Annotated in this window: 19 protein-coding genes; 8 read left to right on the forward strand and 11 right to left on the reverse strand. The window is 46.3% G+C overall.

Translation table 11 applies throughout. From position 1 onward, the window contains the following. Positions 1–35: 35 nt before the first annotated feature. From HQ43_RS04180 to HQ43_RS04215, 6 genes are all read right to left on the reverse strand, one after another. A complete protein-coding gene (locus HQ43_RS04180) occupies positions 36–2,162 on the reverse strand; it encodes an alpha-L-fucosidase (RefSeq protein WP_235305941.1) in 2,127 nt (708 codons plus the stop codon). Between the two features lie 4 nt (positions 2,163–2,166). Continuing rightward, positions 2,167–3,283 (reverse strand): peptide chain release factor 2 gene (gene prfB / locus HQ43_RS04185; RefSeq protein WP_152567479.1). Its coding sequence is split into 2 segments (ribosomal slippage): positions 2,167–3,219 and positions 3,221–3,283, totalling 1,116 coding nucleotides; the frame shifts between segments, so codons are not numbered across the junction. Between the two features lie 80 nt (positions 3,284–3,363). Next, complete coding sequence (locus HQ43_RS04190; RefSeq protein ID WP_036790113.1) at positions 3,364–4,740, reverse strand: zinc-dependent metalloproteinase lipoprotein; 1,377 nt, start codon at positions 4,738–4,740, stop codon at positions 3,364–3,366. 810 nt (positions 4,741–5,550) lie between these two features. Then, positions 5,551–7,095, reverse strand: coding sequence for a ribonuclease Y (gene rny / locus HQ43_RS04205; RefSeq protein WP_235305942.1), 1,545 nt, complete (start codon positions 7,093–7,095; stop codon positions 5,551–5,553). Between the two features lie 114 nt (positions 7,096–7,209). Continuing rightward, positions 7,210–7,566 (reverse strand): cell division protein ZapA, encoded by a 357-nt coding sequence (locus HQ43_RS04210; RefSeq protein ID WP_036790122.1) that lies wholly within the window; start codon positions 7,564–7,566, stop codon positions 7,210–7,212. Between the two features lie 8 nt (positions 7,567–7,574). Continuing rightward, positions 7,575–7,898, reverse strand: a complete 324-nt coding sequence (locus tag HQ43_RS04215) for a hypothetical protein (protein WP_152567480.1) — start codon at positions 7,896–7,898, stop codon at positions 7,575–7,577. A gap of 80 nt (positions 7,899–7,978) precedes the next feature. Here HQ43_RS04215 and HQ43_RS04220 point away from each other — a divergent pair, with 80 nt between their 5' ends. The 5 genes from HQ43_RS04220 (at position 7,979) to HQ43_RS04250 (ending at position 14,752) form a co-directional block, all read left to right on the forward strand. Next, positions 7,979–8,194: a hypothetical protein gene (locus tag HQ43_RS04220; RefSeq protein WP_036790128.1), complete on the forward strand. Its 216-nt coding sequence runs from the start codon at positions 7,979–7,981 to the stop codon at positions 8,192–8,194. Positions 8,195–8,235: 41 nt separating this feature from the next. Continuing rightward, positions 8,236–9,882 (forward strand): diphosphate--fructose-6-phosphate 1-phosphotransferase, encoded by a 1,647-nt coding sequence (locus HQ43_RS04225; protein ID WP_036790212.1) that lies wholly within the window; start codon positions 8,236–8,238, stop codon positions 9,880–9,882. 925 nt (positions 9,883–10,807) lie between these two features. Then, positions 10,808–11,743, forward strand: coding sequence for a DMT family transporter (locus tag HQ43_RS04240; RefSeq protein WP_052079514.1), 936 nt, complete (start codon positions 10,808–10,810; stop codon positions 11,741–11,743). A gap of 113 nt (positions 11,744–11,856) precedes the next feature. Then, the gene (locus HQ43_RS04245; RefSeq protein ID WP_036790218.1) at positions 11,857–13,557 is read left to right on the forward strand and encodes a glycosyltransferase; all 1,701 of its coding nucleotides are present in this window, start codon (positions 11,857–11,859) and stop codon (positions 13,555–13,557) included. A gap of 142 nt (positions 13,558–13,699) precedes the next feature. Next, positions 13,700–14,752 (forward strand): RHS repeat domain-containing protein, encoded by a 1,053-nt coding sequence (locus HQ43_RS04250; protein WP_036790137.1) that lies wholly within the window; start codon positions 13,700–13,702, stop codon positions 14,750–14,752. Between the two features lie 296 nt (positions 14,753–15,048). Here HQ43_RS04250 and nadA read toward each other — a convergent pair whose 3' ends face one another. The 3 genes from nadA to nadB are packed head-to-tail and all read right to left on the reverse strand — an operon-like array spanning position 15,049 to position 18,470. Next, entirely contained in the window at positions 15,049–16,038 is a 990-nt protein-coding gene (gene nadA, locus HQ43_RS04255) for a quinolinate synthase NadA (protein WP_036790140.1), read from the reverse strand. A 9-nt stretch (positions 16,039–16,047) separates the two neighbouring features. Next, positions 16,048–16,890 carry a carboxylating nicotinate-nucleotide diphosphorylase gene (nadC, locus tag HQ43_RS04260; protein WP_036790143.1) on the reverse strand — a complete coding sequence of 281 codons (843 nt, stop codon included), beginning with the start codon at positions 16,888–16,890 and terminating at the stop codon, positions 16,048–16,050. Positions 16,891–16,892: 2 nt separating this feature from the next. Continuing rightward, positions 16,893–18,470 (reverse strand): L-aspartate oxidase, encoded by a 1,578-nt coding sequence (gene nadB / locus HQ43_RS04265; RefSeq protein WP_036790146.1) that lies wholly within the window; start codon positions 18,468–18,470, stop codon positions 16,893–16,895. A 202-nt stretch (positions 18,471–18,672) separates the two neighbouring features. Here nadB and HQ43_RS04270 point away from each other — a divergent pair, with 202 nt between their 5' ends. Next, positions 18,673–19,899, forward strand: coding sequence for an NADase-type glycan-binding domain-containing protein (locus tag HQ43_RS04270; RefSeq protein WP_036790149.1), 1,227 nt, complete (start codon positions 18,673–18,675; stop codon positions 19,897–19,899). Positions 19,900–20,369: 470 nt separating this feature from the next. Here HQ43_RS04270 and gcvT read toward each other — a convergent pair whose 3' ends face one another. Both gcvT and pepT read right to left on the reverse strand, forming a co-directional pair. Then, the gene (gene gcvT / locus HQ43_RS04275) at positions 20,370–21,458 is read right to left on the reverse strand and encodes a glycine cleavage system aminomethyltransferase GcvT (protein WP_036790151.1); all 1,089 of its coding nucleotides are present in this window, start codon (positions 21,456–21,458) and stop codon (positions 20,370–20,372) included. A gap of 39 nt (positions 21,459–21,497) precedes the next feature. Continuing rightward, the gene (gene pepT, locus HQ43_RS04280) at positions 21,498–22,736 is read right to left on the reverse strand and encodes a peptidase T (RefSeq protein WP_036790153.1); all 1,239 of its coding nucleotides are present in this window, start codon (positions 22,734–22,736) and stop codon (positions 21,498–21,500) included. Positions 22,737–22,862: 126 nt separating this feature from the next. Between pepT and HQ43_RS04285 the strand changes: the two genes are divergently transcribed. Then, positions 22,863–24,017, forward strand: coding sequence for an iron-containing alcohol dehydrogenase (locus HQ43_RS04285; protein ID WP_036790155.1), 1,155 nt, complete (start codon positions 22,863–22,865; stop codon positions 24,015–24,017). Positions 24,018–24,352: 335 nt separating this feature from the next. Then, positions 24,353–25,228: a helix-turn-helix transcriptional regulator gene (locus HQ43_RS09455; protein ID WP_052089973.1), complete on the forward strand. Its 876-nt coding sequence runs from the start codon at positions 24,353–24,355 to the stop codon at positions 25,226–25,228. The last annotated feature ends 72 nt before the right edge of the window (positions 25,229–25,300 follow it).

Genomic DNA, 25,300 nt, shown 5'->3' on the forward strand with positions numbered 1-25,300 from the left:
CTTCTAAATAAGTATTTAATGTTATTATTCTATTTCTATTCCTCAATGATGAGATCAAAGTCAGAGAGAATAATTCTCTCCACGTTGTCCACAATCTCCTTTGCCACAAGTTTTACCTTTTGTCCTTTGACCGGATGGAATTGTACTGTTTGCAGAACCGGATTGTTCTTGATATTGGAAAACTCTCCTTCCAACACTTTTGTGTCATCTATGTACAGAACATAAGAGTGGATATGTCCTCTTCCATCCCTTTGTTGATTTGGTAACAGTCTGAAACCCGATATTTTATAAGGAGTATCGAGAAGAAGCTCCAAGCTCCTTTCTCCCTTTGGAAAGTGAAGTAGAGAATAGGGCTTGCCGTCGAGGAGTTTTTCTTTTGCCTCTTTCTCTTGTGGCGAAAATAGTGTTATCCTGCTTGCAGAAAGGTAGAATGTCCGCTCTGCCATATCTCCGCTTGTATGGAAGTCGGAGTCATAGGCAATAGCTTTCACCACACCGTGATCTTGCAATCTGAATGGTTTACTGTACTTAATCCCATTCGAAACGGAGGGAGCGGAGCCGTCCGTTGTATAGTATATCTCCAATCCGGGAGAAGACAAAGAGATAGACACTTCATCATTAAGATCTCTGCGTATAACCGGAATATCCGAAACTATCGCCGGAGCCATATAGGCTTCCACCTTATTGATACAGATAGGACCTCGACTCTCTTCAAACAGAATCTTCAAGCCGTCTGTCTTTATGGAATTGAATCTTAACAGTCTTTTGTAGCCTATTGTAGTGGTCTCTTCTGCAAACGAAACAGGCAGCCAGTTCTCTCCATCTTTATAGAAGACCGAGAACTTACGTACTCTTTGTCCTAATGGGATGTACTCTTGAAGCATAAGTCGGTTAATGGCTTGCTTTGTTGGAAGGAAAAAGACTAGCTCTCCGGAAGAAACGCCATCCGCCGTTGCCCAATAGCTGTCATAGTTATCGTCTAGAACATTAGATGCAGACCATTGCTCTCCTCTTACGTTGCTTGCTTTCGCGGAAGCCTTGCCGAGAAGAAGAGGAGAGGCAAATTCACGGTCAAGCAGAGCTTTCCACTCCATGATGCTAGCGCTATCCTTAGGATGAATAGTGCCATTCAGATCAACCGGAAAGTTAAGAAGCAGAGTGGCATTACGCCCTACACTGCCATAATATATATCCATCAGTTTGGCGGGAGACTTCACTTGATGATCCTCTCTTTGGTGATAGAACCATCCCGGACGGATGGAAACATCACACTCTCCGGGAAGCCAATCCTCACCATGTTCCTGTCCGACCATATTTTTACGTCCACCTTCTTCTCCAATGGTCATGGGGCTCCAGTTGGTTGTCCCTGCATAACCTATCTCGTTTCCTATCCAGCGAATATCCGGAACAGTCCCTCCGAATATCATTGCTGTAGGATGAAGCTCGCGGATGATCTTCTTGGCATCTTCGTAGCGGTAGTATGTCTTAGGGTCTATATTCCTGTGCGTATCTGCTCCTCCATACCAACCATCCCCTCCATTGGCTCCATCGAACCAGTACTCGAAGATCGGACCATATCCTGTCAGGAGCTCTCTCATTTGCTCATGGAATATATCCACGTACTCCGACATTCCATAGTGTTTGCTGTTTCGGTCCCATGGAGAGAGGTAGATGCCGAACTTTAGGTCGTATTTCCTGCACGCCTCGGAGAGATCTTTGACCAAGTCTCCTTTCCCATCTTTCCATGGGCTGCTCTTCACACTGTAATCCGTAGTCTTTGTAGGCCAGAGGCAGAAGCCGTCATGGTGTTTTGCCGTCAGCAGTATACCCTTAAAACCGGATGCTTTTATGATTCTTGCCCACTGATCACAGTCGAGACGCTTCGGATTGAACGTCGATGCCGGAGTGTTGCCATAGCCCCACTCCAGATCGTTGAACGTATTGAGTCCGAAGTGGACAAAGGCATAGGTCTCCAATTTTTGCCACTCCACCTGTTCGGGTGTTGGTATAGGGAATATTGGAGCTGGGGCTTTAACTTTGGCTTGCGGCTGTAAGAGAGAGCAGCCTCCCACGATAGAGGAGAGGGCAATAGCAGCCAAAGAGCCCCATAAAGCCTTCATCGGATGCGAACTATTCTTCTTTTTTATGTCGGATATTTTCATCTTCCTACTTTTCTGTTTGGGCAAACTCCATCAGGTAAGCCTTTATGAAGTCATCTATATCTCCATCCATGACACCACCCACATCCGATGTTTGGTATCCTGTTCTGTGATCCTTCACGCGGCGATCGTCGAATACATAGCTGCGTATCTGCGAACCCCACTCTATTTTCAGCTTAGAGTCTTCTATCTCATTCTGTGCACGACGACGGCGTGCAAGTTCAAGATCGTAGAGCTGACTCTTCAAGAGGCGGATGGCATTCTCTCTATTACCGAGCTGCGAACGGCTTTCGGTATTTTCGATGGCAATCTCCATCGTTTCTCCCGTATCGGGATCTTTGTAGGTGTAATGCAGGCGAACGCCGGTTTCTACCTTATTAACGTTCTGTCCTCCTGCACCTCCGCTTCGGAACGTATCCCACGTAATGTCGGAAGGATTGATGTTGATCTCTATACTGTCGTCCACCAACGGAACCACAAATACAGAGGCAAAAGAGGTCATCCGCTTCCCTTGAGCATTATAGGGAGATACGCGCACAAGGCGGTGTACACCGTTTTCGCTTTTGAGATAGCCGTATGCCATTTCGCCTTCTACCTGCAACGTACAGGTTTTTATGCCGGCTTCATCTCCGTCTTGCCAGTTGGTAATGGTAACGCTGTAACCTTTATCCTCACACCATCTCTGGTACATTCTGGCAAGCATGGAAGCCCAATCTTGTCCTTCCGTACCGCCTGCTCCGGAGTTTATCTTCAGTACTGCTCCGAGGTGATCCTCCTCTTTCCGCAGCATGTTCTTCAGTTCCAGATCTTCCGTCAGCCTCAGAGCATTGGCGTATGCTTCGTCCATCTCCTCTTCGGAGATGATTCCCTCTTTCAGGTACTCTAAAGAGAGCGCGAGCTCTTCGGTTGCAGTGTCTACCGCATCGAATCCGTTGAGCCAGCCTTTCAGCTCTTTTACTCGTTTCATGACGCTTTCGGCACGTTTTGCATCCTGCCAAAAGACAGGGTCTTGCGTGCGAAGCTCTTCTTCTTCTAATTCGATACGCTTCGTATCGACGTCAAAGATACCCCCTCAGCGCATCTCGGCGCTCCAACAAGTTGCTTAGTTGGTCTGTTGTTATCATGTTTATGATAGGTGTTAATACTTAAATTTTCAATTATTTGAACAGCAAAAATAGTAAAAACTTGCCAATCCGGGGGAGTTTTAGTGTATATGTTCCAAGATATGAACGTCATGTTCAGGACAATCCGATATTCTGGGAGCCTCCATGTCTTGAGGAACGTCTCCTCTTCCCACTCTCACTCCGCCTCTATACTTGGCTCCCGGAATCAACAGACCATGATAGAGAACCTGCCTCATCCGGCTTCTCTGATCGGCGGTAAACCCAAGGTTTCGACAGTAGAAGTAGTCCATTATGTTGAAAGAGGTAAATATACCCTGAAAATCACACTTGTCCCGTTCAAACAGACGCTTGATATGCTCCGGGTTATTTTTATCAAAAGAGGGAGACGAGACATACTCCTGTACCTTCTTTACGTAGTGTTCTCTGTCGTACTGTTGGGTATCCGGGCAGTGATCACTATCTGTGCAGGGAGGAGGTGGCGGGCTACTTTCTTTATCTTTTTCCGTGAAGGCATGATACAGACCTACATAGTGTCCGAGTTCGTGTGCAAGAGTGTTGCCCACATAGGTGGCTATGTGGTTGGAGTTGTATTTAAGAAAATCGCTGTTGATCACGACACTGCTGGCATAAATCCAGTTTTTGCTTGCTATGTAGTTCGTATTGACCTGCGGAAGACCCTTTACGGGATGAGATTCGGGCATATATGGAAGAGTTGCCACTCCCAATGTTACCGTATTGCTGTTCTTTTTTCTTGTGAATTTGAAGATGAATACATTGATGTACGCATTGAAATCCCAGCACATGTCTATCACATTCTGCGTTTTTGTGCCGACAATCTCATCGAATGGTGTCTCCGCTTTGTGCCATACATGTCTCTTGATACCTCTTTCCGGAAGAGGTTTTCCGTCAGAATCCACAGATGCCAAAACAAACTCGACATTGTTATCAACGGTGTTTCCTCCCAAAGCTCCCCGATATCTTTCATTGACATGTTTAAGGTACTCTTCAAGTTTTTCTGTTTTTACGGCTGCAACCTCCGGAACATCTTTGTGCGTAAGGAGGTGGAAGATAACCGGAATTTTGTATCGTGCACTCGCTTTGTCAAGAGGCAGTCCGGACTGCTTTATCTGCAGGTTATCGGAATATATCCCTGAAGAGACCTTTATTGTTCCTTGGCGCTCTAATGAGGAGTCGAAGGAGTTTACGGATACCGTCAGCACGGTGTTGCCTTGTCCGCTTAGAGGATATAGCTTGATCCAATGAGGTGGCTCTTCTATTTTCCAAGCTCCTTGACTTTTTATGGTTACTCTTTTGGTGTTGCTGTTGAAGTCGAAGTCGATACTTTTTTCGGAGAACGACAAAACTTTATCATTTATTTCGTTTCTGTTTTTCGATCGACACCCTCCAAGCAGAAATATGGATGTCAGGAATAGGAGAGGGAAAAGATATTTTCTCATTATTGCTATGCTTTTAGGTTAGATTTTACAGCGGCAAAGAACGCAAAAAAAAGCCATAGTACAATCTTTGCGATCTGTACGGCAGAAAATATGTTCCGATTTCAGCCTTTTTCCTATTGGAGAGATGACCATTCGCAGGGAGCTTTTATATAAAAACGGATGGGTGCGAGATCATCCTCCGAAAACTCTTGGGAGAGCATTTTAGAGAATCGAGAAAGTTTTCCTTTATTTATATCGTTGGTTGTGAGTGGTATAGTGAAAATCGCAAATTTGGAAAAAATTTTTTCTCAGTCCGTTTTATGGGGCTTTTTTGCGTTAATAAGTATAAATTTTAACGCTTGTTCTTGTGAACGTTTCCTAATAAAGAAATTTGCCTTTTTGGGGGCTTTTTAGGGTGAAAATATGTAGATTGCTGATTATTAGCGCATTAATTGTTTTGGCTAAACACGTTAATCGAATCCGGTAAACGTATTAAATGAAATCGGTAAACGTGTTCATTGAAAAATTAAATACGTTAAGCCGAAAGAATATGCTTGTTTAGTGTTTTGAGTGAACAGGTATCTGAATTTGTGTTAATAAAACGGGGTAAATTTAACAATTCGTTCGTGCTCTGAAAATGACTCCTCCGATCAAAATAGAGAGCGAGAAAAAAGCGGGAATTTTTCGGGATGGAATATATAAAAATGAGGGACGGGATGACCCACTTGAATGGGATAGAATAAAAAGAGATCCGGCACACTCGAACCCCCGAAAAGGAGAGCCGAATGTGTCGGATCGGTATCATCGGTCGGGCATATAAGCCCGGAGTATTTACTTGGCGTAGCTTACGGCTCTGGTTTCGCGGATTACCGTAATCTTTACTTGTCCCGGATAGGTAAGCTCGTCCTGAATCCGTTTTGCGATGTCTGCGCTCAACATGTCTGTGTCGGCATCTGTAACCTTATCGGATCCAACGATCACACGAAGCTCTCTACCTGCTTGGATGGCATACGTTTTCACTACTCCCGGATAAGATAGAGCCAGCTCTTCGAGATCTTTGAGACGCTTGATGTACGCTTCGGCTATCTCTCTGCGTGCTCCCGGACGTGCTCCGGATATGGCGTCGCACACTTGTACGATAGGGGAGAGCAGGGATGTCATCTCTATCTCATCGTGGTGAGCCCCCACGGCGTTGCAGATGTCCGGTTTTTCTTTGTACTTCTCGCAGAGCTGCATACCGAGGAGGGCGTGCGGAAGTTCCGGTTCGTCATCGGGTACTTTGCCTATATCGTGTAGCAGACCTGCACGTTTTGCCTTCTTCGGATTCAGCCCCAGTTCGGCAGCCATAATGGCACAGAGGTTGGCTGTTTCGCGAGAGTGTTGCAGAAGATTCTGCCCATAAGAGGAGCGGTACTTCATTTTTCCCACGAGACGGATAAGTTCGGGGTGGAGACCATGTATACCCAAGTCTATCACCGTGCGCTTACCGGTGTCCACTATCTCGTCTTCTATCTGTTTGCGAACCTTGGCTACCACCTCTTCGATACGTGCAGGGTGGATGCGGCCATCCTGAACCAGCTGGTGAAGTACAAGGCGAGCGATCTCACGGCGAACGGGGTCGAAGCAGCTGAGGACTATCGCTTCCGGTGTGTCGTCGACGATGATTTCGACTCCGGTTGCTGCCTCCAATGCTCTGATGTTTCTGCCTTCACGTCCTATTATTCTACCTTTAATCTCATCCGATTCTATGTGAAAGACGGTGATGGAATTTTCGATGGCCGTTTCTGTTGCAAGGCGCTGGATGGATTTTATTACCACTTTCTTCGCTTCCATGTTGGCAGTTAGCTTGGCCTCTTCCATGATATCGTTGATCGTTGCAGAGGCTTGAGTGCGTGCTTCGGCTATTTGAGACTCTACCAGTTTTTCCCTTGCCTGCTCTGTGGTAAGACCGGCAATGTGTTGGAGTTCCAGTAACTGTTGTTCTTTGATTTGGGCAAGCTCGTCCTCCCTAGCAGTAAGCTCTTCCATACGTGATTCCAGATCTCTTCTCAACTGTTCGTTGGATTCGATCTTTCTGTTGAGCTCTTGTTGTCTCTCAGAGAGCTGTTCGTCTCTGTTCTTGAGCTTGCTTTCTATGCTTTGGATCTTGGATTGTCTCTGTGCCACTTCGCGTTCGAGAGCGGCTTTTTGCTTTATGAACTGCTCTTTTACCTCCAGCAGTTTGTTTTTCTTTATGACTTCAGCCTCCTCTTTGGCTTTTTGTAGAAAGTGTTGGCTGCGTGTACGGGCTGCATCGGAAAGGAACTTCCAAAGCAATACTCCTCCGATGACGAGGATGGCAACACAGATAAGTACAGGAATAACAATATTGTTCATTCTACTCAAATATAAGGGTGTAACACTGTCTCCCTCCATAGGAAGACCTTTCTAAGTAAATGAACAGGATGAATAAAACAGTGATAAATAGTTGTGCCCCTTTCCCCAATAAATTCAGGCGGTAGTATGGCGGTCTTCAAAACTCTCTAAGGAGTGGCGACGAAGCCTGTCAATGATGCTCTCTATCCGTGTTGCCAATGCTGTCTGACTATCTTTCTCGGCTTTGTTCTCCTCTACCAACGTGGCAAAGTGAAGGGCGACAAACAGAAGAAGCTTGGTGTCTGAGATGGTCGGGAACTTCCTTTTGTAGGCATTGATAAAGTGATTGACTTCTGTCTCAGCCTTGCGAAAGAATATTTCTTCCTCTCTCTGAATGTTGAGCGAGATCCGTTCTCCCATTAAAGTGAGATGGATGGTAAACTTGTTTGCAGGTTTATCCACACTGTTTTCACTCTGTTTAGGGACAGACATAGGGAGGCTCAGGGGTTGTTATTATTTATTGTTTTTATGCATTCTGCCACTTTGCCGGACAACTCTCGAAGGTGATCCCTGTAATCCACAAGGTGTGCCACGGATGTGGGACTCTCTTCCAGGTAAGACTCGGCAATGCTGAGTTTTCGCTTGAGATCCTCTGTCTCTTCATCCTGTTTCCGGCATTTTAAGGAGAGAGCTTTATTCTCTATTTGCAACTGACGCAACCGGACAGACAAATCACTATTTTGCCTTAATAGCTGTCCTATCCTCTCCTCAAGTTCTTCAAGCAGTATGTTGTAGTCTTTCAGTACCATTACACGAAAACTCAAACAAAATTAGCAATTTAACCTTGAAGCACCAACTTTTCTCCTATTTTTCTATATCTTTGCTCCGTACAAAGTATTTAGGTATGAATCCGACAGTTCTGAAAAAAATAATGATAGCTGCCTCTGTTCTCGGATTGATGCTGTTACTGGCAGCCGTTGTATGTTATTTCGTTATGGAAGGATGGCGTCAGCTGTTCTTTTCTTTTGCCGGAGCGATTCTGGCGTTGAATATGTTTTTCATCTTTTTCATGGCAAGAACCAACTATCGGAAGCTTGCTCGAAAAGGAGATCGAACGTGATTCTATTTTCAAGACAATATATAAACACAAAGATTTAGATGATTAAGAAAAGTGCATTACAAGTGGCTCGTGCATCTTATATGCCAAAGATGCCTAAGGCACTTAGAGGACAGGTGATTGCCGTGGAGGGCAATGCCACTCAATCGGTAGCGGATCAGGATGCTATCAAAAACTTATTCCCCAACACTTACGGACTTCCTCTTATAGAGTTTCAACCGGCTAAGGAGACGAGAGAATATGCTCCCATCCACACCGGAGTGATTCTGTCGGGCGGACAAGCACCGGGCGGACACAACGTTATAGCCGGTCTCTTTGACGGACTTAAGGCTCTGCATCCGGACAGCAAGCTGTACGGTTTCCTGATGGGACCAAGCGGACTTGTGGAGCACAAGTACATGGAACTCACGGCAGATATCATAGAAGAGTATCGCAATACGGGCGGCTTCGACATTATCGGTTCCGGACGGACTAAGTTGGAGACTAAGGAGCAGTTCGATAAAGGTTTGGAAGTTCTCCAAGAGCTGAATATCGGAGCTTTGGTCATCATCGGAGGAGACGACTCCAATACCAACGCTTGTGTTCTGGCAGAATATTATGCCAAGATAGGAGCAGGTGTACAGGTGATAGGCTGCCCGAAAACGATAGACGGAGACCTTAAGAACGAGCAGATAGAGACTTCCTTCGGGTTCGATACTGCCTGCAAGGTGTACTCCGAAGTGATCGGCAACATCCAGAGAGACTGCAACTCTGCAAGGAAATACTGGCACTTTATCAAGCTGATGGGGCGTTCGGCATCTCACATCACTTTGGAGTGTGCTCTTCAGACGCAGCCCAACTATGTGATTATCTCGGAAGAGGTCGAGGCTAACAACCTTTCGCTCGATGACGTGATCACTCGCATCGCACAGATTGTGGCAGATAGAGCTGCGGCAGGGAACAACTTCGGTACGGTGCTTATCCCTGAAGGGCTTATCGAGTTCGTACCGGCAATGAAAGCACTTATAGCGGAGTTGAACGACTTCCTTGCCGAGAATGCCGTGGAGTACGCACGTATCAAACGTTCGGAGCAACGCAACTATATCATTTCCAAACTCTCTGCAAAGAATGCTGCGGTGTTTGCTTCCCTCCCTCATGATGTGGCACGACAGCTTACGCTCGACAGAGATCCGCACGGCAACGTACAGGTGTCTCTCATCGAAACCGAAAAGCTCGTTGCGGAGATGGTAGGCGCGAAGCTCAAGCAGTGGAAAGAGGACGGGCTTTATGTCGGAAAGTATCTTGCCCAGACGCACTTCTTCGGTTACGAAGGAAGATGTGCCGCTCCGTCCAACTTCGATGCCGATTACTGTTACAGCCTCGGCTACAATGCCGCCTGCCTTATAGGTGAAGGCAAGACCGGATACATGAGTTCGATCTCCAACACCACCGCCCCCGCATCCGAATGGAAGGCAGGAGGAGTGCCCATCACAATGATGATGAACATGGAGCGACGTCATGGCGAGATGAAGCCCGTTATACAGAAAGCTCTCGTGAAGCTCGACGGTGCGCCGTTCAAGACAATGGCTGCGGAGCGTGAGATATGGGCGAAAGAGACACTCTATATCTATCCCGGACCCATCCAGTATTTCGGTCCGACAGAAGTGTGCGACCAGCCCACGAAAACGCTTCAGCTGGAACAGCAAAAATAATGCCCACCATCTGAGACCTTTGCATACTGCTCGAACGTTTTGAGTGGAAGCGCAGAGATTTATACTATAAATATTAAACCAGAGCGGAGGTCGTGCGATGAATAGCCATCGGCGACCTCCTTTATTTATATATCCCTTTCCCATATTGTTCCCGAGAGATCTCTCCGGAGGGAAATCCCCTTGCGGAGGGAGAAATATTTTCATCCGAACGAAAAAATATCTGCTTGCGGAAGGAAAAATATTTCTGCATATACGAAAAAATATTTCTGCATATACGGAAAAATATTTCTGCATATACGAAAAAATATTTCTGCATATACGAAAATTTATTTTTGCATATACGAAAAAATATTTCTGCATATACAGAAATTTATTTACGTGCGCACAGAAAAAAAGTTTCATGGCATGGAAAAAAATTTCTATGGGCATGGAAAAAAATTTCTATGGGCATGGAAAAAAATTTCTATGGGCATGGAAAAAAATTTCTATGGGCATGGAAAAAAATTTCTATGGGCATGGAANGGAAAAAAATTTCTATGGGCATGGAAAAAAATTTCTATGGGCATGGAAAAAAATTTCTATGGGCATGGAAAAAAATTTCTATGGGCATGAAAAAAAATTTCTATGGGCATGGAAAAAAATTTCTATGGGCATGGAATTTTTACCCCCTGCCGAAGGCGTTTTTTCTGCATAAGTTTCCGCCAAAAGTTTCTACTCTTTTTGCGGAGAGTTTCGAGGGCTCTTGATCCGCTTTGTTTGCAAAACATTGTGCCGGTTCGCTGCCCGGTTTCAGGCTGTCCGATGCCGGACTTGCTCTATTTTGTCGCCACAACCGTCCTCCTTTCTGAAATCTATTGTGTAATTTTGTGCCCGAACCGAATCGTACAAATGCCCGCCGGAATGGGCAAAACAACTCAAGACTCCAATGCTGAAAGAACGTAAAGACATAGCTCCCGCCTCGTTTGGCCCCGAACAGCTCAAAGGACACATGGCAATACTGGGGGCAAACATCATTTTCGGTGTCAATACGGCTGTAACAAAGATGATTCTCCATCCCGGAGCTTTGGATCCGCTCAGTATATCGTTCCTGCGGTTCGGCGGAGCCATGCTGTCGTTTTGGATCCTCTCTCTGTTCCTCCCGAAAGAAAGGGTCGCCCGGAGAGACTACATCTATATCGCGTTGGCATCTCTGTTCGGTGTACTGGGCAACCAGATCGCCTTCCTCGTCGGGCTGCAGCAGACCTCTCCCACGAATGCCGCGATGATCGTCTCTTTGGGCCCTGTCGTGGTACTGATCCTCGCTACGGTCGTGCAGAAAGAACCGCTTACTTTCAGGAAAGGGTTCGGCGTCCTGCTGGGAGCACTGGGGGCTATCCGGCTGGCTCTCATGGGCGGTACCGTGGATTTTTCGTTCGGAGGCGACTCTTTCGGCATACTCCTCCTGTTCGTCGGATCGCTCTTCTATGCCTTCTATCTCACTCTGTTCAAGCGGATCATCATGACCTACACACCGGTTACGCTGATGAAGTGGATGTTTCTTTTCGCCACGGTCGCTTCCGTACCCTTTTCGGGCGTGAGTCTGCTCCGCAGCGACCTCTTCGGACAGACTGCTTCCTACTACGGCATGCTTGCCTATCTCGTCTTCGGTGCCACGTTTGTGGCTTATCTGCTCATCCCCATAGCACAGCGGAAGATCCGCCCCACGGTCGTGAGCATGTACGGCTACATTCAGCCGATACTCACCATCGGCATCGCCATCTTACTCGGCTTGGACAGCTGGCAGTGGAGCAAGCTCCCCTCCATGGCTATGATCTTTCTGGGAGTCTATCTCGTAACGACAAGTAAAAAACGTATCGCCTGACAGACGGGAAAGAGTCCGCTCCGAGACCACTCTCCTTCCCCTCTTTTATAGGAATATTCAACAATAAAACGTATCTTTGATAAAGGCAAAGTACCAACTAAATGGAAGAAATTATGAAGAATCTTAATAACAACAGCAGAAAAAACTCCCTGTCGGCAAGTTTCGTTTTTGAAACAAGTTGGGAAGTGTGTTACAAAGTCGGAGGCATACATACGGTCCTCTCCACACGTGCTCGCACAATGGTGGAAGGGCACGGAGCCGATAATATATTATTTGTAGGACCTCTGTTCGGAGACGGAGATCTTGCCAAGCGCGAATTTGTTCCTTTTTCTTCCAAAAGAGGTAAGCACGGCAAATGGTTTTCTTGGGCGGAAGAAGCATCCGAAAGGCTGAATCTCCCCATACGGGTCGGGCAGTGGAATGTTCCGGGACAGCCGTTCGTCGCTTTGGTGGATCACTCCGCGCTGTTCGAGCAGAAAGGAATCCTTTACTACGAAGCGTGGGAGAGATACGGCATAGACGGCAATGTCGGCTACGGTGATTATGACGAGAGCTGTCTCTTCTCCACCGCTGCGGCGATGGTGATGAAAGATGCGTACGACCATCTTTTGTCTCAAGAGCAGAAAGCAAACGCCCTGGCGATCTTCAACGAATGGATGACCGGCTTCGGGCTGCTGTATCTCAAGACACATGCTCCCGAAATCAGACGGATATTCATTACTCATGCCACCTCAACGGGACGCTCCATCTGCAGCAATGGCAAACCTCTGTACAGCGAACTGCCTGCATACAATGGCGATCAGATGGCATGGGAACTCAACATACAGGGTAAACACAATATCGAAAAGGCAGCAGTACACCATGCCGATGGCTTTGGAACGGTGAGCGAAGTAACGGATAAAGAGTGCGCCCAGCTGCTTCAGAAAAAGGCGGATGTGGTACTGCCCAACGGCTTTGAACCGGACTTTGTCCCTGCAACTTCCGCATCGAGAAGTCGCCTTAGAAAGCGTGCCAGAACGCGCTTGATAGAGATAGCATCCAAGCTTTACGGTGAAGAAATACCGGAAGATACTTTTATAGCCATCACCTCAGGGCGAGGAGAGTTTCGCAACAAGGGGGTGGATATGTTTCTGGACGTGATGGGACGGCTCAGCGAACAGCTGCCGGAGGGAGCATCGGTACTTGCAGTGATCCTTGTTCCCGGCTGGATAGAAAGTCCGAGAGCCGATTTGGAATATGCCCTTACCGAGAAAAAGACGCACACCGCCCCCATGCAGCACAGATACATAACACACTGGTTGCACAACCTGCATACGGATCCTATCGTGAACAAAATAGAGGAGATGAACGGCTACTGGGATAGAAAGGTCAAAGTACTCTATATCCCGTCCTATCTGAACGGACACGACGGTATTCTTAATCTCTCTTACTACGACACCTTGGTCGGTGCCGATCTTTCTCTCTTTCCCTCTTACTACGAACCTTGGGGCTATACACCGCTCGAGAGCCTTGCGTTCGGTGTTCCTTCCATAACCACAGATCTTGCCGGTTTCGGCTCTTGGGTCAATACTCTGTCGGAGGATCAGCCCAAGCTCAATACGGGAGGATGCTTTGTGGCACACAGGGAAGATTATAACTATAATGCCTCTGTGGATCAGATCGTAAGCGCAACGCTCTCTTATCTGAACTGCTTCTACGACAAGAAGACACAGAAGATAGCCAAGTCTGCTCGTACTATTGCCTCTCATGCCGAGTGGAGTAAGTTTTACAAGCACTACTTGGAGCTTTACAGCCGTGTACTAAGCAACGAATGATACAGCCTTATCGAGGCGAAGCGATTTTGTTTTTATTACTTCATGCTCCTGCTTCTATGCTTCATAGGAGTGGGAGCATCTCTGAAAAAAGATGCGCATACCCCGCAACCGGATATTCTTAACAACTAAATACAGATCTATTATGAAGTGGTACAATACGTTGATGGTGAGTCTGCTCTTATCGGCTTTTGGCTTGACTGCCTGCGGAAAAAAATCCTCTGCAACAGAAGAAAAAGCGCAGACAGACTGCGAAAAAGCCGGATATAAAGGTAAAGTGAAAGAGGTGCGAATGTCGAGATATTTCGCCCCGACAGAGGATGAAGAGGATTGGTACACCACTCTCGGTCCTGTGGTTACGATCTTCAACGAAGATGGCAGCCTTAAAGAGGAGAAGTCTTATAGCAATCTTGATGTCGTGATGTACGGCGATTCCCTTGAATATAAAGACGGTAAGCTGGTTCGGAAGGTCTCTCTTTCCGAGTCTTTAGACCCCGAAGAGACACTCTATGCCTATGATAATGCCGGCAACCTGATAGAGAAAAAGACCATAACAAGGGAGATGCCCGAAGAGGAAGGACGGGTTACGGAGCATATCCTCTACTCTTATGACGGAGAAAATCGTCTCATAAAGAAGAGCTCCATCGTATATGAGGGTTACGAAGATCCTTATGCCACCGAGACAAGATACACATACGACGCGGCAGGTCGTAAGATAGAGGAGCATATTCGCTATGCTCTATCGGAGAGTAAACCATTTACGGATGTTATAACATGGAAGTATGATGCAAAGGGGCAACTCTCGGAGAGGTTTTACAAAACCGAAAGATCGGAAGAGTTTGGAAACACTCTCGATCGCTATGAGTATGATGAGCATGGCAACATGACAAAGTCCGTCTGCTTCTCAGATGGAAAAGAGCTTTACTCGTACACCTACAGCTATGTCTACAAGAACGGACGCATCATTGAAAAGACGCAGCAAACCTCCGAAGGGAGTAAGATAGTTAGCTCTTATGATGAGAATGGAAATCCCGTTTGGGAGCAGACTTATGGTTTGGATGGAGTGCTCCTCTCAAGGATAGAGTATGTCTGCGATGCAAAGGGAAATATCATAAAGAGCTCTCTCTTCTCGTTGGATGATCGTGGCGTCCTTTGTGAGACAATGAGAGAAGAGTGGATTATTTCTTATTATGAATAGGTTCGTTAAATCTGTTTGACCTTTTTATATTTTATCGCAAACAGATTCAGAGTTCGTAATCGGGGCTTGGTTGGTAAAAATCAAGCCCCGATTTGTTTGGAGCAAAGTTTGGTTTCCATAAAACGAACCTTGATTTTCAAAGTTGAACGGATTCAGCCTATTTTCCGATGCCGTTAAGAAGAGCTTTCAAACAGCTTCAAAACAACTCTTTTGAAGCTTCAACACGAAAGAGAGCCCCGACCTTCATGTACAAGATCCGGGTTCTCTTTTATTTTTATATGCTAAGATCTGTATGATCAGAGACCTAAGCGATCCGATATTTCCAGCATCCTCTGTATCGGTTTTGCTGCTCGCTCTATGACATCGGCAGGGAGAGTTACTTCGGGACACTCGAACTTCAAAGTGTTGTAGAGCTTGTTGAGAGTGTTCAAGCGCATATAGTTGCACTCGTTGCAGGCAGAAAGATTTTCGTCCGACGGCACGGTGATGAACTCTTTACCCGGAGCCTCTTTCTTCATTTGGTGTAAGATGCCGCTCTCGGTAACTATTATGAATGCCTTTTTATCGCTTCGAGAGACAAACTTCAGCAGTGCTGCCGTTGAGCCGATGACATCTGCAAGATCCAGAATATCTTTTTTGCACTCCGGGTGTGCTAGTACGGGTGCATCAGGATAGCTCTCTTTCAGTCTCTTCAGTTCCGTTACGGAAAATCTCTCATGGACGTGGCAACCTCCGTCCCATAGCAGCATCTCTCTTCCGGTAATGCTGTTGATGTATCTGCCAAGGTTGTAGTCGGGTCCGAAGATCAGCTTTGCATCCTTTGGAAAACTCTCCACGATCTGGCGTGCATTGCCCGAAGTAACCACGACATCGGTAAGCGTCTTTATCGCGGCACTTGTATTGACATAAGAGAGGACGGTATGGTCCGGATGTCTCTTGACGAATGCCTCGAACTCGTTTGCCGGACAGCTTTCAGCCAAAGAGCAGTCTGCATTGAGATCTGGCAGGAGTATCTTCTTGTTCGGACAGAGGATTTTGTTGGTTTCAGCCATGAAGTGGACACCGCACATCACTATGATGTCCGCATCCGTACCGGCTGCCACTCTTGCCAAACCGAGGCTGTCTCCCACATAGTCCGCAATGTCCTGAATCTCTCCCTCTGTATAGTAGTGCGCCAGAATGATGGCATTCTTCTGTCTGCACAGCTCTCGGATTTCGCTTTTAACATCTATATCGCCGGGGACAGGCTCATCGACAAAGCCTTTGTAGCTCCACTCTTGTTTCATTTTTACCGATTAAAAGTTCATACTGATGTCCAAAGCACGTACACTGTGCGTGAGGGATCCTACACTTATATAGTCCACGCCGGTCTCGGCAACGGCTGCAATGGTTCCTTCGTTGATATTGCCGGATGCTTCTGTCTTGGCTCTGCCATTGATTATAGCCACTGCCTCTTTCATGGAAGCGGTATCCATGTTGTCCAACATAATCACATCCGCTCCGGCTTCGACGGCTTCCACCACCTGCTCCAACGTGGATGTCTCAACCTCTATGCGTATCGAAATGGGCGTAACTTTACGTACCTGCTGCACGGCAGGAGTGATACCGCCTGCAGCCTTGATATGGTTATCTTTCAGCATTGCCATGTCATAAAGCCCCATCCGATGGTTTGTTCCTCCACCGTGTCTTACTGCCATCTTATCCGTTAAACGGTGTCCGGGAACGGTCTTTCTCGTATCCAGCAGTTTGGCGTTGGTGTGTCCGATCAGCTTGACCAACCTGTTTGTGGCTGTGGCGATACCCGACATTCGTTGAAGAAAGTTGAGCATAATGCGTTCGCTTTTTAGCAAGTGGTCGTACCTTGCGCGTATTTTGAGTATATCCTCTCCTTTCTTAACCTCGTCTCCATCCTCTACAAGAGGAGTAAACTCTGCTTCTCCAAGATATGCGATGATACGTTCGGCAATTTTCAGACCTGAGATTATTCCGTCCGCTTTTGCCGTAAGAGTTGCCACCTTGTACTCTTCTTGCGCCATGATTGCTTCCGTTGCGATGTCTCCGGAAAAGAGGTCCTCCTCAAATGCGAGAGAGATAAGCTGTTCCAAGTGTTCGTCTTGAATAGAGTTGAAGATCTGCATGATTATACTGATTGATGTGTGATACTGTTTTCTTTGATAATGGTGTGATATGCCTTTTGAGGGGAAAGCGTTTCGGGATAGTCTTGTCTGTAATGTCCGCCACGGCTCTCTTCTCTCAAAAGAGCAGCTTTCGTGATGATGAGTGCTACCTGATGCCGTTTGTACAATAGCCTGCCATGGAATGAGGTGTCCTTGAACGGCTCAAGCTCTTTCAGGCTATCTTCTATCTTTCTGATACCCTCGTTGAGAGCTTCGCCCTTTCTTACAATGCCGACATTCTGCATCATGGTGTTGCCCAAGACACGCATCATGGACTCTCCTTTGGTTTTAAGTTCAAGCTCCATCTGCATAGAATCGAGCGTGAATGGCTGCTGAAGAGCCGAGGTGTCCGGGGTAGGGAGGGGCTGATTGTGGATATGATCCGCAATGCGTTTACCGAAAACGAGACACTCTATAAGGGAGTTGGAGGCGAGTCTATTGGCTCCCATCACCCCCGTAGCGGCTACTTCTCCCACCGCATACAGCCTGCCGATGGAGGAGAGACCGTTCCGGTCTACCTTTATACCGCCTACCGTGTAGTGCGCAGCGGGAGCAACCGGAATTTCGCTACTTAAATCCAGACCGTTTCTTCGGCAATACTGCGTGATGGTAGGGAATCTTTCCGCGATGTGTACGGGGTCGAGATGTTTCAGCGATAGTGTTACGTAGGGCATCTTACTCTCTTGCATCGTGTAGAAGATCTCTCTTGCCACAACGTCTCTTGGGGCCAATTCCGCAAGCTTATGCCTTGTAAGCATGAACCTGTTGCCGGTATGATCCAGAAGATGAGCACCTTCTCCTCTCACGGCTTCACTTACCAGGAAAGAGGAGTTATTGGGTATATAGAGAGCGGTAGGGTGAAATTGTATAAACTCCAAGTCCATCAACTCCGCTCCTTGTTCGTATGCCAATGCCAGTCCGTCTCCTACACTTGTAGAGGGATTGGTGGTAGGATTATAGATTGCAGCCGCTCCTCCCGTGGCGAGAACCACTGCAGATGCAAAGAGAGGTGCGATGAGGTGGTTGGCTTCATCATAACACCACACGCCCCGACAACCACTATCTCCCAAGATAAGGTCTGTTGCCGTATGATGTTCCAAGATGGAGACCTTGCCCTCTTTGAGTATAAGCTCCGTGATAAATGAGGTAACAAGACGCCCCGTAGCATCTCCGCCTGCGTGCAGGATGCGTTTGTGGTTGTGTCCGCCCTCTAATCCCAAAGCAAGATGTCCATTCTCCAGATCGAATTTCATACCCAACTCTATCAGTTCGGCTATTCTATCTGGAGCTTCTTCCGTGAGCAGACGCACGGCTTCCTCGTTACAAAGGCCTCTTCCGGCCTCTAATGTGTCCAATAGATGAGCGTGCCGGCTATCGTTTATATCGGTTACGGCAGCCATTCCACCCTGAGCCATATATGAGTTGCTATCGATCAAAGATGTCTTGGCAAGCAGTCCTATACTTCCTTTATCAGATAAAAGGTAGGCGGTATATAGCCCTGCCAATCCTCCTCCAACTACAATATAGTCGAATGTGTGCATATCTACGTGGTTATTTTACAGGGAGCAAAAGTATGAATAAAAACTCAAGTTTCCCAGCCCGAAAGTGGAATGAGAGTTTCTTCGACTCTGTTTTATATAAAGATTGTTCTATTCTCTCTCCGTCGACAATCTTTTCAAAAGAATTTATTCGTAAATTGCCGCTCCATTCGGAATAAGGAAAACCAATTATTAAAATATCAATATGAAAAGAATCTATCTGCTCTTGGCTCTGCTTCTCTTCGTTCAAGCCACTCCTCCCGAAGTGAAAGAGCTTAACCCTACATCTGTGGAGATTTTGAACCTAAGCCCGCAAGCTGCCAAGGAGTACAGCCAAAAACGGGAAAAAGCACGTGAGATATCGAGCAAGCTGTCGGATAAAGTAACTTACGAAAGCCTCAGCAAGGCAGAAAAGGAGATCCTTGAGAGCTACGACGAAATGGCTTCAGATAACTACTGGGATATACTGGGAGATGGGTGTTCCTGGTACTGCGGAGGAGGTCCTAAAGCAGTAACCGCGTCCAGTACACTCAAACCGCAAGGGAAAGTAAACTATAAAGCTGAAAACGCACATGACCTCAACTATCTGAACGTATGGGCTGAAGGAGCAAAAGGATATGGAATAGGAGAGTATCTGCTATATACTTTTGGGGCAGAGAGTGCGAGAATAACCGAAATAATTGTAGTAAACGGATATGTCAAAAGCGAGGCTGCGTGGAAGGACAATTCGAGGGTAAAGAAACTCAAAGTCTATATCGACAACAAGCCGTATGCGATACTGAACCTGAAAGATGTACGGGGCAGCCAGACATTCACAGTGCCTCCGATAGGAAAGCTAACCGGTAAAGAGGACGAAGATCTGAGCGCTCAGCCGGACTGGACGATAAAGTTTGAGATCTTGGAAGTATATAAAGGCGATAAATACGATGACGTTGTAATATCCGAGATTTTCTTTGACGGCATAGATGTTCACTGTCTGGCAAAAGGAACGCCGGTATTGATGTCCGACCGGTCGGAAAAGCCTATCGAGGAGCTTAAAGTGGGAGACGATGTGGCTTATTGGGATTCAGCCTCCGGACAGATCAAGAGTGCGAAGGTGGAAAAACTGGAAAAAGCCGTACACCATGCACTGGTAAAATACAGATTTGAAAGTGGCAGAGAGATCATCACAACGCAGGATCACCCTTTCATGCTCAAGGAAAAAGGCTGGGCTTCGCTCCGTCCGCAAAAGTCCGCACAGTATAAAGGTTTTGAAAATATAGGCAAGATAAGAGTGGGCGACCTCTTCTCCATCATGGGCGGAACGGACAGACTCATTGCCATAGACAAGGTCGAGGGAAGCCAAGAGACCTATACTATCTCTAAAATGAGCGCCGGAGGTCATTTCATTGCAAATGGTCTGCTTGTGGGAGTAGAGAGTCTGAAAAATTAGGAAATTACTCTCCGTACAAAACCGGATATAGAAGATCTTCTACTTTTAAGAGGTTCTATTCGAGACAGAAACGCAGTCCTTCGGGCTGCGTTTTTTGTTTTGAGATTTCTTTTGCCTTATTCTTAAACTCCGGTTATCACTATCAAAAGTGGAGCTAAAAGGGTATAAAAGTTTCTTCAAAGCCGTTCAGAGTTGAAAATCAAGGCTTGATTTTTACGAATCAGGGTTTGATGGATAAAAAGCGAGACTTGATGTTTACACATCGGAGCTTGATTTTGAATTTTGAACAGGTTAAAGGGAAAAAATAAACGGGTTCGGAGGATTTTCTTAATACGTACAGGAAACATTACAATCCCATAAAGAGAAAGAGAGAGTCCGAAACCGGAACTCTCTCCTCCATATTAACCCAAATTTTTAGACAAGCAAAAAACGTAGCCGTCTAAGGGTCTTAGCAAGACCCTAATATCTTATTATTTGCGGAATGGCAGCTTTATCACCTTTGCTTCTATCTGCTTTCCACGAACCACAATGAATATCTTGGAGTCCGGAGCAGTGTAAGCTTTTTCCAAGTAGCCGAGTCCGATACCTTTCTTCAAGGCAGGAGACATGGTGCCGGAAGTAACATGACCTATGATTTTGCCCTCTTCGTTTGCAATCTCATAGCCGTGACGAGGAATACCTTTGCCCACCATTTCAAATCCTGTAAGCTTCTTTTCGGGGCCGTTGATCTTGGTTGCTTCCAAGATCTCACGTGATGGAAGGTTCTTCTTGTCGTCGGTCAGCTTGGTTACCCAACCGAGTCCGGCTTCGAGCGGATTGGTTGTTTCGTCGATGTCGTTGCCATACAGACAGTAGCCCATCTCCAAACGAAGTGTGTCTCTTGCACCAAGACCGGTAGGCTTGATGCCTGCATCTTTTCCTGCTTCAAAGAGTGCATTCCAGATGGTAACGCCGTTTTCAGGGTAGAAGTATAGTTCAAAACCGCCTGCTCCGGTATAGCCGGTGTTGGAGATGATGACATTCTTCACGCCCGCAAACTCCCCTACTTCAAACGCGTAGAAAGGGATATTGTCAAGGTTTACCGGAGTGAGGCTTTGCAACACAGCCTTTGCCTTTGGTCCCTGTACGGCAAGGATACCGATGTTATCGGATCCGTTTTCGAGGATTACACCGTCCGTAGCGTGCTTTTGCAACCAGGCAAAGTCTTTCTCGATGTTGGAAGCGTTTACGGCAAGCATATACTTGCTCTCTTCGTAATGGTAGAGGATAAAGTCGTCTACAATACCTCCCTTATCGTTTGGCATATAGTTGTACTGCGCTTTGCCTACTGCCACCTTGGAGATGTCATTGCTACAAACATTCTGAAGAAAAGGTAGAGCGTTTGGCCCGGATACCCATAATGCTCCCATGTGAGAGACATCGAACACGCCCATGTTCTCGATAACATTGAGGTGCTCATCGGTAATGCCGCTGTATTCTATGGGCATGTTGAAGCCCGCGAATGGTGCCATCTTGGCGCCCAACGACTCATGAATGGATGTAAATGGGGTTGTTTTCATTTTGTTGTTGTATGTATATAAGTAATTTGTATGTAGTATCTATTTGGTTTGTTCGGCTGCAAGCTTGGCTATTTCACAAACAACCTCGTAGCTTTTAATGAGCGATGGAATGGGAATAAACTCATATCTGCCGTGGAAGTTGTGCCCGCCTGCAAAGATATTGGGGCAGGGCAGTCCCATGAAAGAGAGACGAGAGCCGTCCGTACCGCCTCTGATGGGCTTGATGTTCGGTGTTACTCCCACACGCTGCATCGCTTCGGAGGCAAGATTAACGATCTCCATGCGAGGTTCCACTATCTCACGCATATTATAATATTGGTCTTTCATCGAGAGCGTACACTTGGCTGTCGGGTATCTTTTATTGATTGTCTCCACGGCTTGAGTGAGTTGCTCTTTCATCTTTTCAAACTTCTCTCTGTCGTGATCTCGTATGATGTACTGTACGTTGGCATCTTCCACGCCTCCTTCTATCCCGATAAGGTGAAAGAATCCCTGGTATCCTTCCGTATTGGCAGGCGTGATGGGCGGAAGGAGCGAATTGAGTTCCATCGCCAAGAGGAGAGCGTTCACCATCTTGCCTTTGGCATATCCGGGATGCACATTGACGCCTCGTATGGCAATGGTTGCACCTGCCGCATTGAAGTTTTCATACTCCAACTCTCCTATTTCTCCACCATCGATGGTGTATGCAAAGTCTGCCTTGAACTTTTCTACATCGAAAAAGTCTGCTCCGCGACCGATCTCTTCGTCCGGCGTGAAGCCTACCCGGATGGTGCCGTGCTCTATCTCCGGATGCTCTTTGAAGTAGTGAAGCATCTGCATGATGGCTGCCACACCGGCTTTGTCATCGGCTCCCAAGAGAGTGTGTCCGTCCGTAACGATAAGCTCTTGCCCTTTATACCTGTTCATTTCGGGGAACATGGCAGGGGAGAGCAGGATCTGCTCTTTTTCGCAGAGTGTTATGGCTTCTCCCGTGAAGGGGACTATTCTTGGCTTGACATCCTTACCGCTCATGTCGGGAGCCGTATCCATGTGTGCCACAAAGCCTATGGTCGGAACTCCTTTCTTGCTTGTGTTGGCAGGAAGAGAAGCCATGAGGTAGCACTTGTCGTCTAATGAAATGTCTTCCAAACCGAGTGTCTCCAACTCCTCTTTGAGTAGCTTGGCAAGGTCGAACTGCTTCTTGGTGCTGGGGGTATCGTTTGAGGTAGGATCGCTCTTAGTATCTACAGATACATATCTTAAGAAACGCTCCACTATGGGATGATGAGTATTCATAATAATTTGTATTACGGTTTTACTGAACGGTCCAAGTATCTTTTATCGTACAAACATACTAAAAAAAGCATAGACCTGTCATATCTTTTGGCTATATTTGCTAAACACGAAAACATATATTGAACAATGAAGAATTTTTCTTTTCACAATCCTACTCGAATCGTTTTTGGCAAAGACTGTGTAGCCAAATTGAATAAGTTTATACCGGAAAAAGAGCGCGTTTTGGTCTGCTTCGGAGGTGGATCTGTCCGCTCCAACGGAGTCTATAATCAGGTGAAAGCGACTCTGTCGGGATATACGGTCCATGAGTTTTGGGGTATAGAGCCTAATCCATCAGTGGAAACTGTGCGTGCGGCTGTTGCGGAAGGAAAATCTTTTAATGCTACCTGCGTGTTGGCTGTGGGCGGAGGGAGCGTTCTCGATGCCTGTAAGCTGATAGCGGCAGCTCTTACAACGGATGCGGATCCATGGGAGATCACACGAGCCGGAGTATGTAAGACATATCTTCCTTTATATACGGTGCTTACGGTACCCGCAACAGGTTCGGAAATGAACAGTGGTGCGGTGATCTCGAATAAGGGGACAGGGGAGAAGTTTCCCGTCACTTGCGGTTTCCCCGTAGTATCATTCATGGATCCCTCTTTCTGCTTAACGCTGGGGCAGAGACAGCGTGCATGCGGTATTGCAGATGCTTATGTGCATGTCTTGGAACAGTATCTTACTTTTCCGCAAAGCGGTATCATGGACAGAATGGCAGAGGGTGTGCTGAAACAGTTGATAGATATTGCACCGAAATGCGTCAAGGAAGAGTTGGATTATGATACGGCTTCGGAATATATGCTGACGGCAACCATCGCTCTAAATGGATTCCTCGGCATGGGGGTGGTACCGGATTGGGCTACTCATTTTATCGGACATGAGATAACGGCTCTGACTTCTATCACTCATGCCGAAACGCTGACGATGATTTTGCCGCATCTGTGGTATGTTTTGCTTGACCATAAACAGGAAAAGCTGGCTCAGTATGCACGGCGAGTTTGGCATATTACAGATATAAAGGATGAAAGGAAGCTGGCTCTAAGGGCAATAGAGCGTACCGTAAAATTCTTCCGTGATTTAGGTCTAGCAACATCCATGCTTGAAAAAAATGTCGATCCGGAGGTGGGAAATGAAATTATTGAGCGTTTTTATAAAAGAAATACATCTTTGGGAGAAGGTCAAATATGTACTCCCGAACTGATAGAAGCTGTAATAAGACGATCGCAACAGGTGAAATTTTGAGAAGAATCAAGCTGAATAAATATTAAATTATAACCAAAAGTTTTCTTATTCATGCTTTTTGCGTAATTTTGCCAAGCAGAAATTCTAAAGAGAGACACTATATGTAATTTCAGGAGGGGATGTGGCTGGGAATAAGGATGGTAAAAGCACTGTCCTTCTATTGTTACACTAAGTATTGTATAAGAATCAGTCAGTATTGTTCTGTATAATGGGACTTCCTCTCAGCTTGTTAGTTAAATGGAGGAGATCTCAATTAAAAATTTGATATAAAGTTATTACCCGTTTCCGGCTATCTCTATTGGTAATACAGATAACCGGAAAAACAGATGTTTAATATGGTACAAGAAAGATGTGTTCCGGATCTTCAACACCACTTTGAGTGTAAACACTATGAGCAAGAGTATTCCTGCTCTTTTGAGTGTGTGAGCGGAGAGGAAGGTAGTGTATTTTACGTGGATAGAAGCGACTTTTACGGTATCGTCTTCTTAAAGAGTGGTCGCCTGCGCTACTCGGATAGCGAAGAGAATAGTATTTTGTTGACAGAAAATACAATGGTCTTCATAGACAAGGTGGTCTCTTATGCTTTTACATTTGAATCCAATTGTGAATTGTATTATTTGCAATTTTATCGTCCGGCTCGCTTGTGCGAGAACTTTAACATAAGAGCTCTCAAATGTTATGCTCCGACTTCGTATGAAGTGTCTGTGCTGTCGATCGTAGAGCCTCTCAACGTTGCTCTCCAAAGTCTTAAGATGTACAGAGAAGATGGTTTGAAGTGTGGTGTCATAATGGATGCCAAACTTCGAGAAGTGTTCTTCGTTCTGAGATCTTATTATGAGAAAGAACCGTTGGCTTCTTTCCTTGCTCCTCTACTCAGAGAGGAGATCGACTTCAAGGAGTTTGTCTTGACAAACTATCTGCGAGTGAATACGGTACAAGAGCTGGCACAGAAGAAAGGGATCACATTGCGCCTGTTCAACAAGCTGTTTAAGGAAGCATTCAATGCAACTCCTTACCAGTGGATGTTGGAGCAAAAGGGCGAGGTGATAAAAGAACGCCTTTCAAGAAGAGAAGTTCCCTTTACAGATATAATAGAGGAGTTCGGTTTCTCTTCTCCTTCTCACTTTACGGTCTACTGCCGCAAGCAGTTCGGTGAAACGCCTTCAAGACTAAGAAAGAAGCTGATCCGGGAATCGAGAGAGGGGATTTGAGGCTTTCTGTTCCCAATTGTTTGTATGATACGTAAATAATACTTACCTTTGCAGCGAATTTCCCTTGTAGGG

The organism is Porphyromonas canoris (assembly GCF_000769115.1).
Taxonomy (GTDB): domain Bacteria; phylum Bacteroidota; class Bacteroidia; order Bacteroidales; family Porphyromonadaceae; genus Porphyromonas_A; species Porphyromonas_A canoris.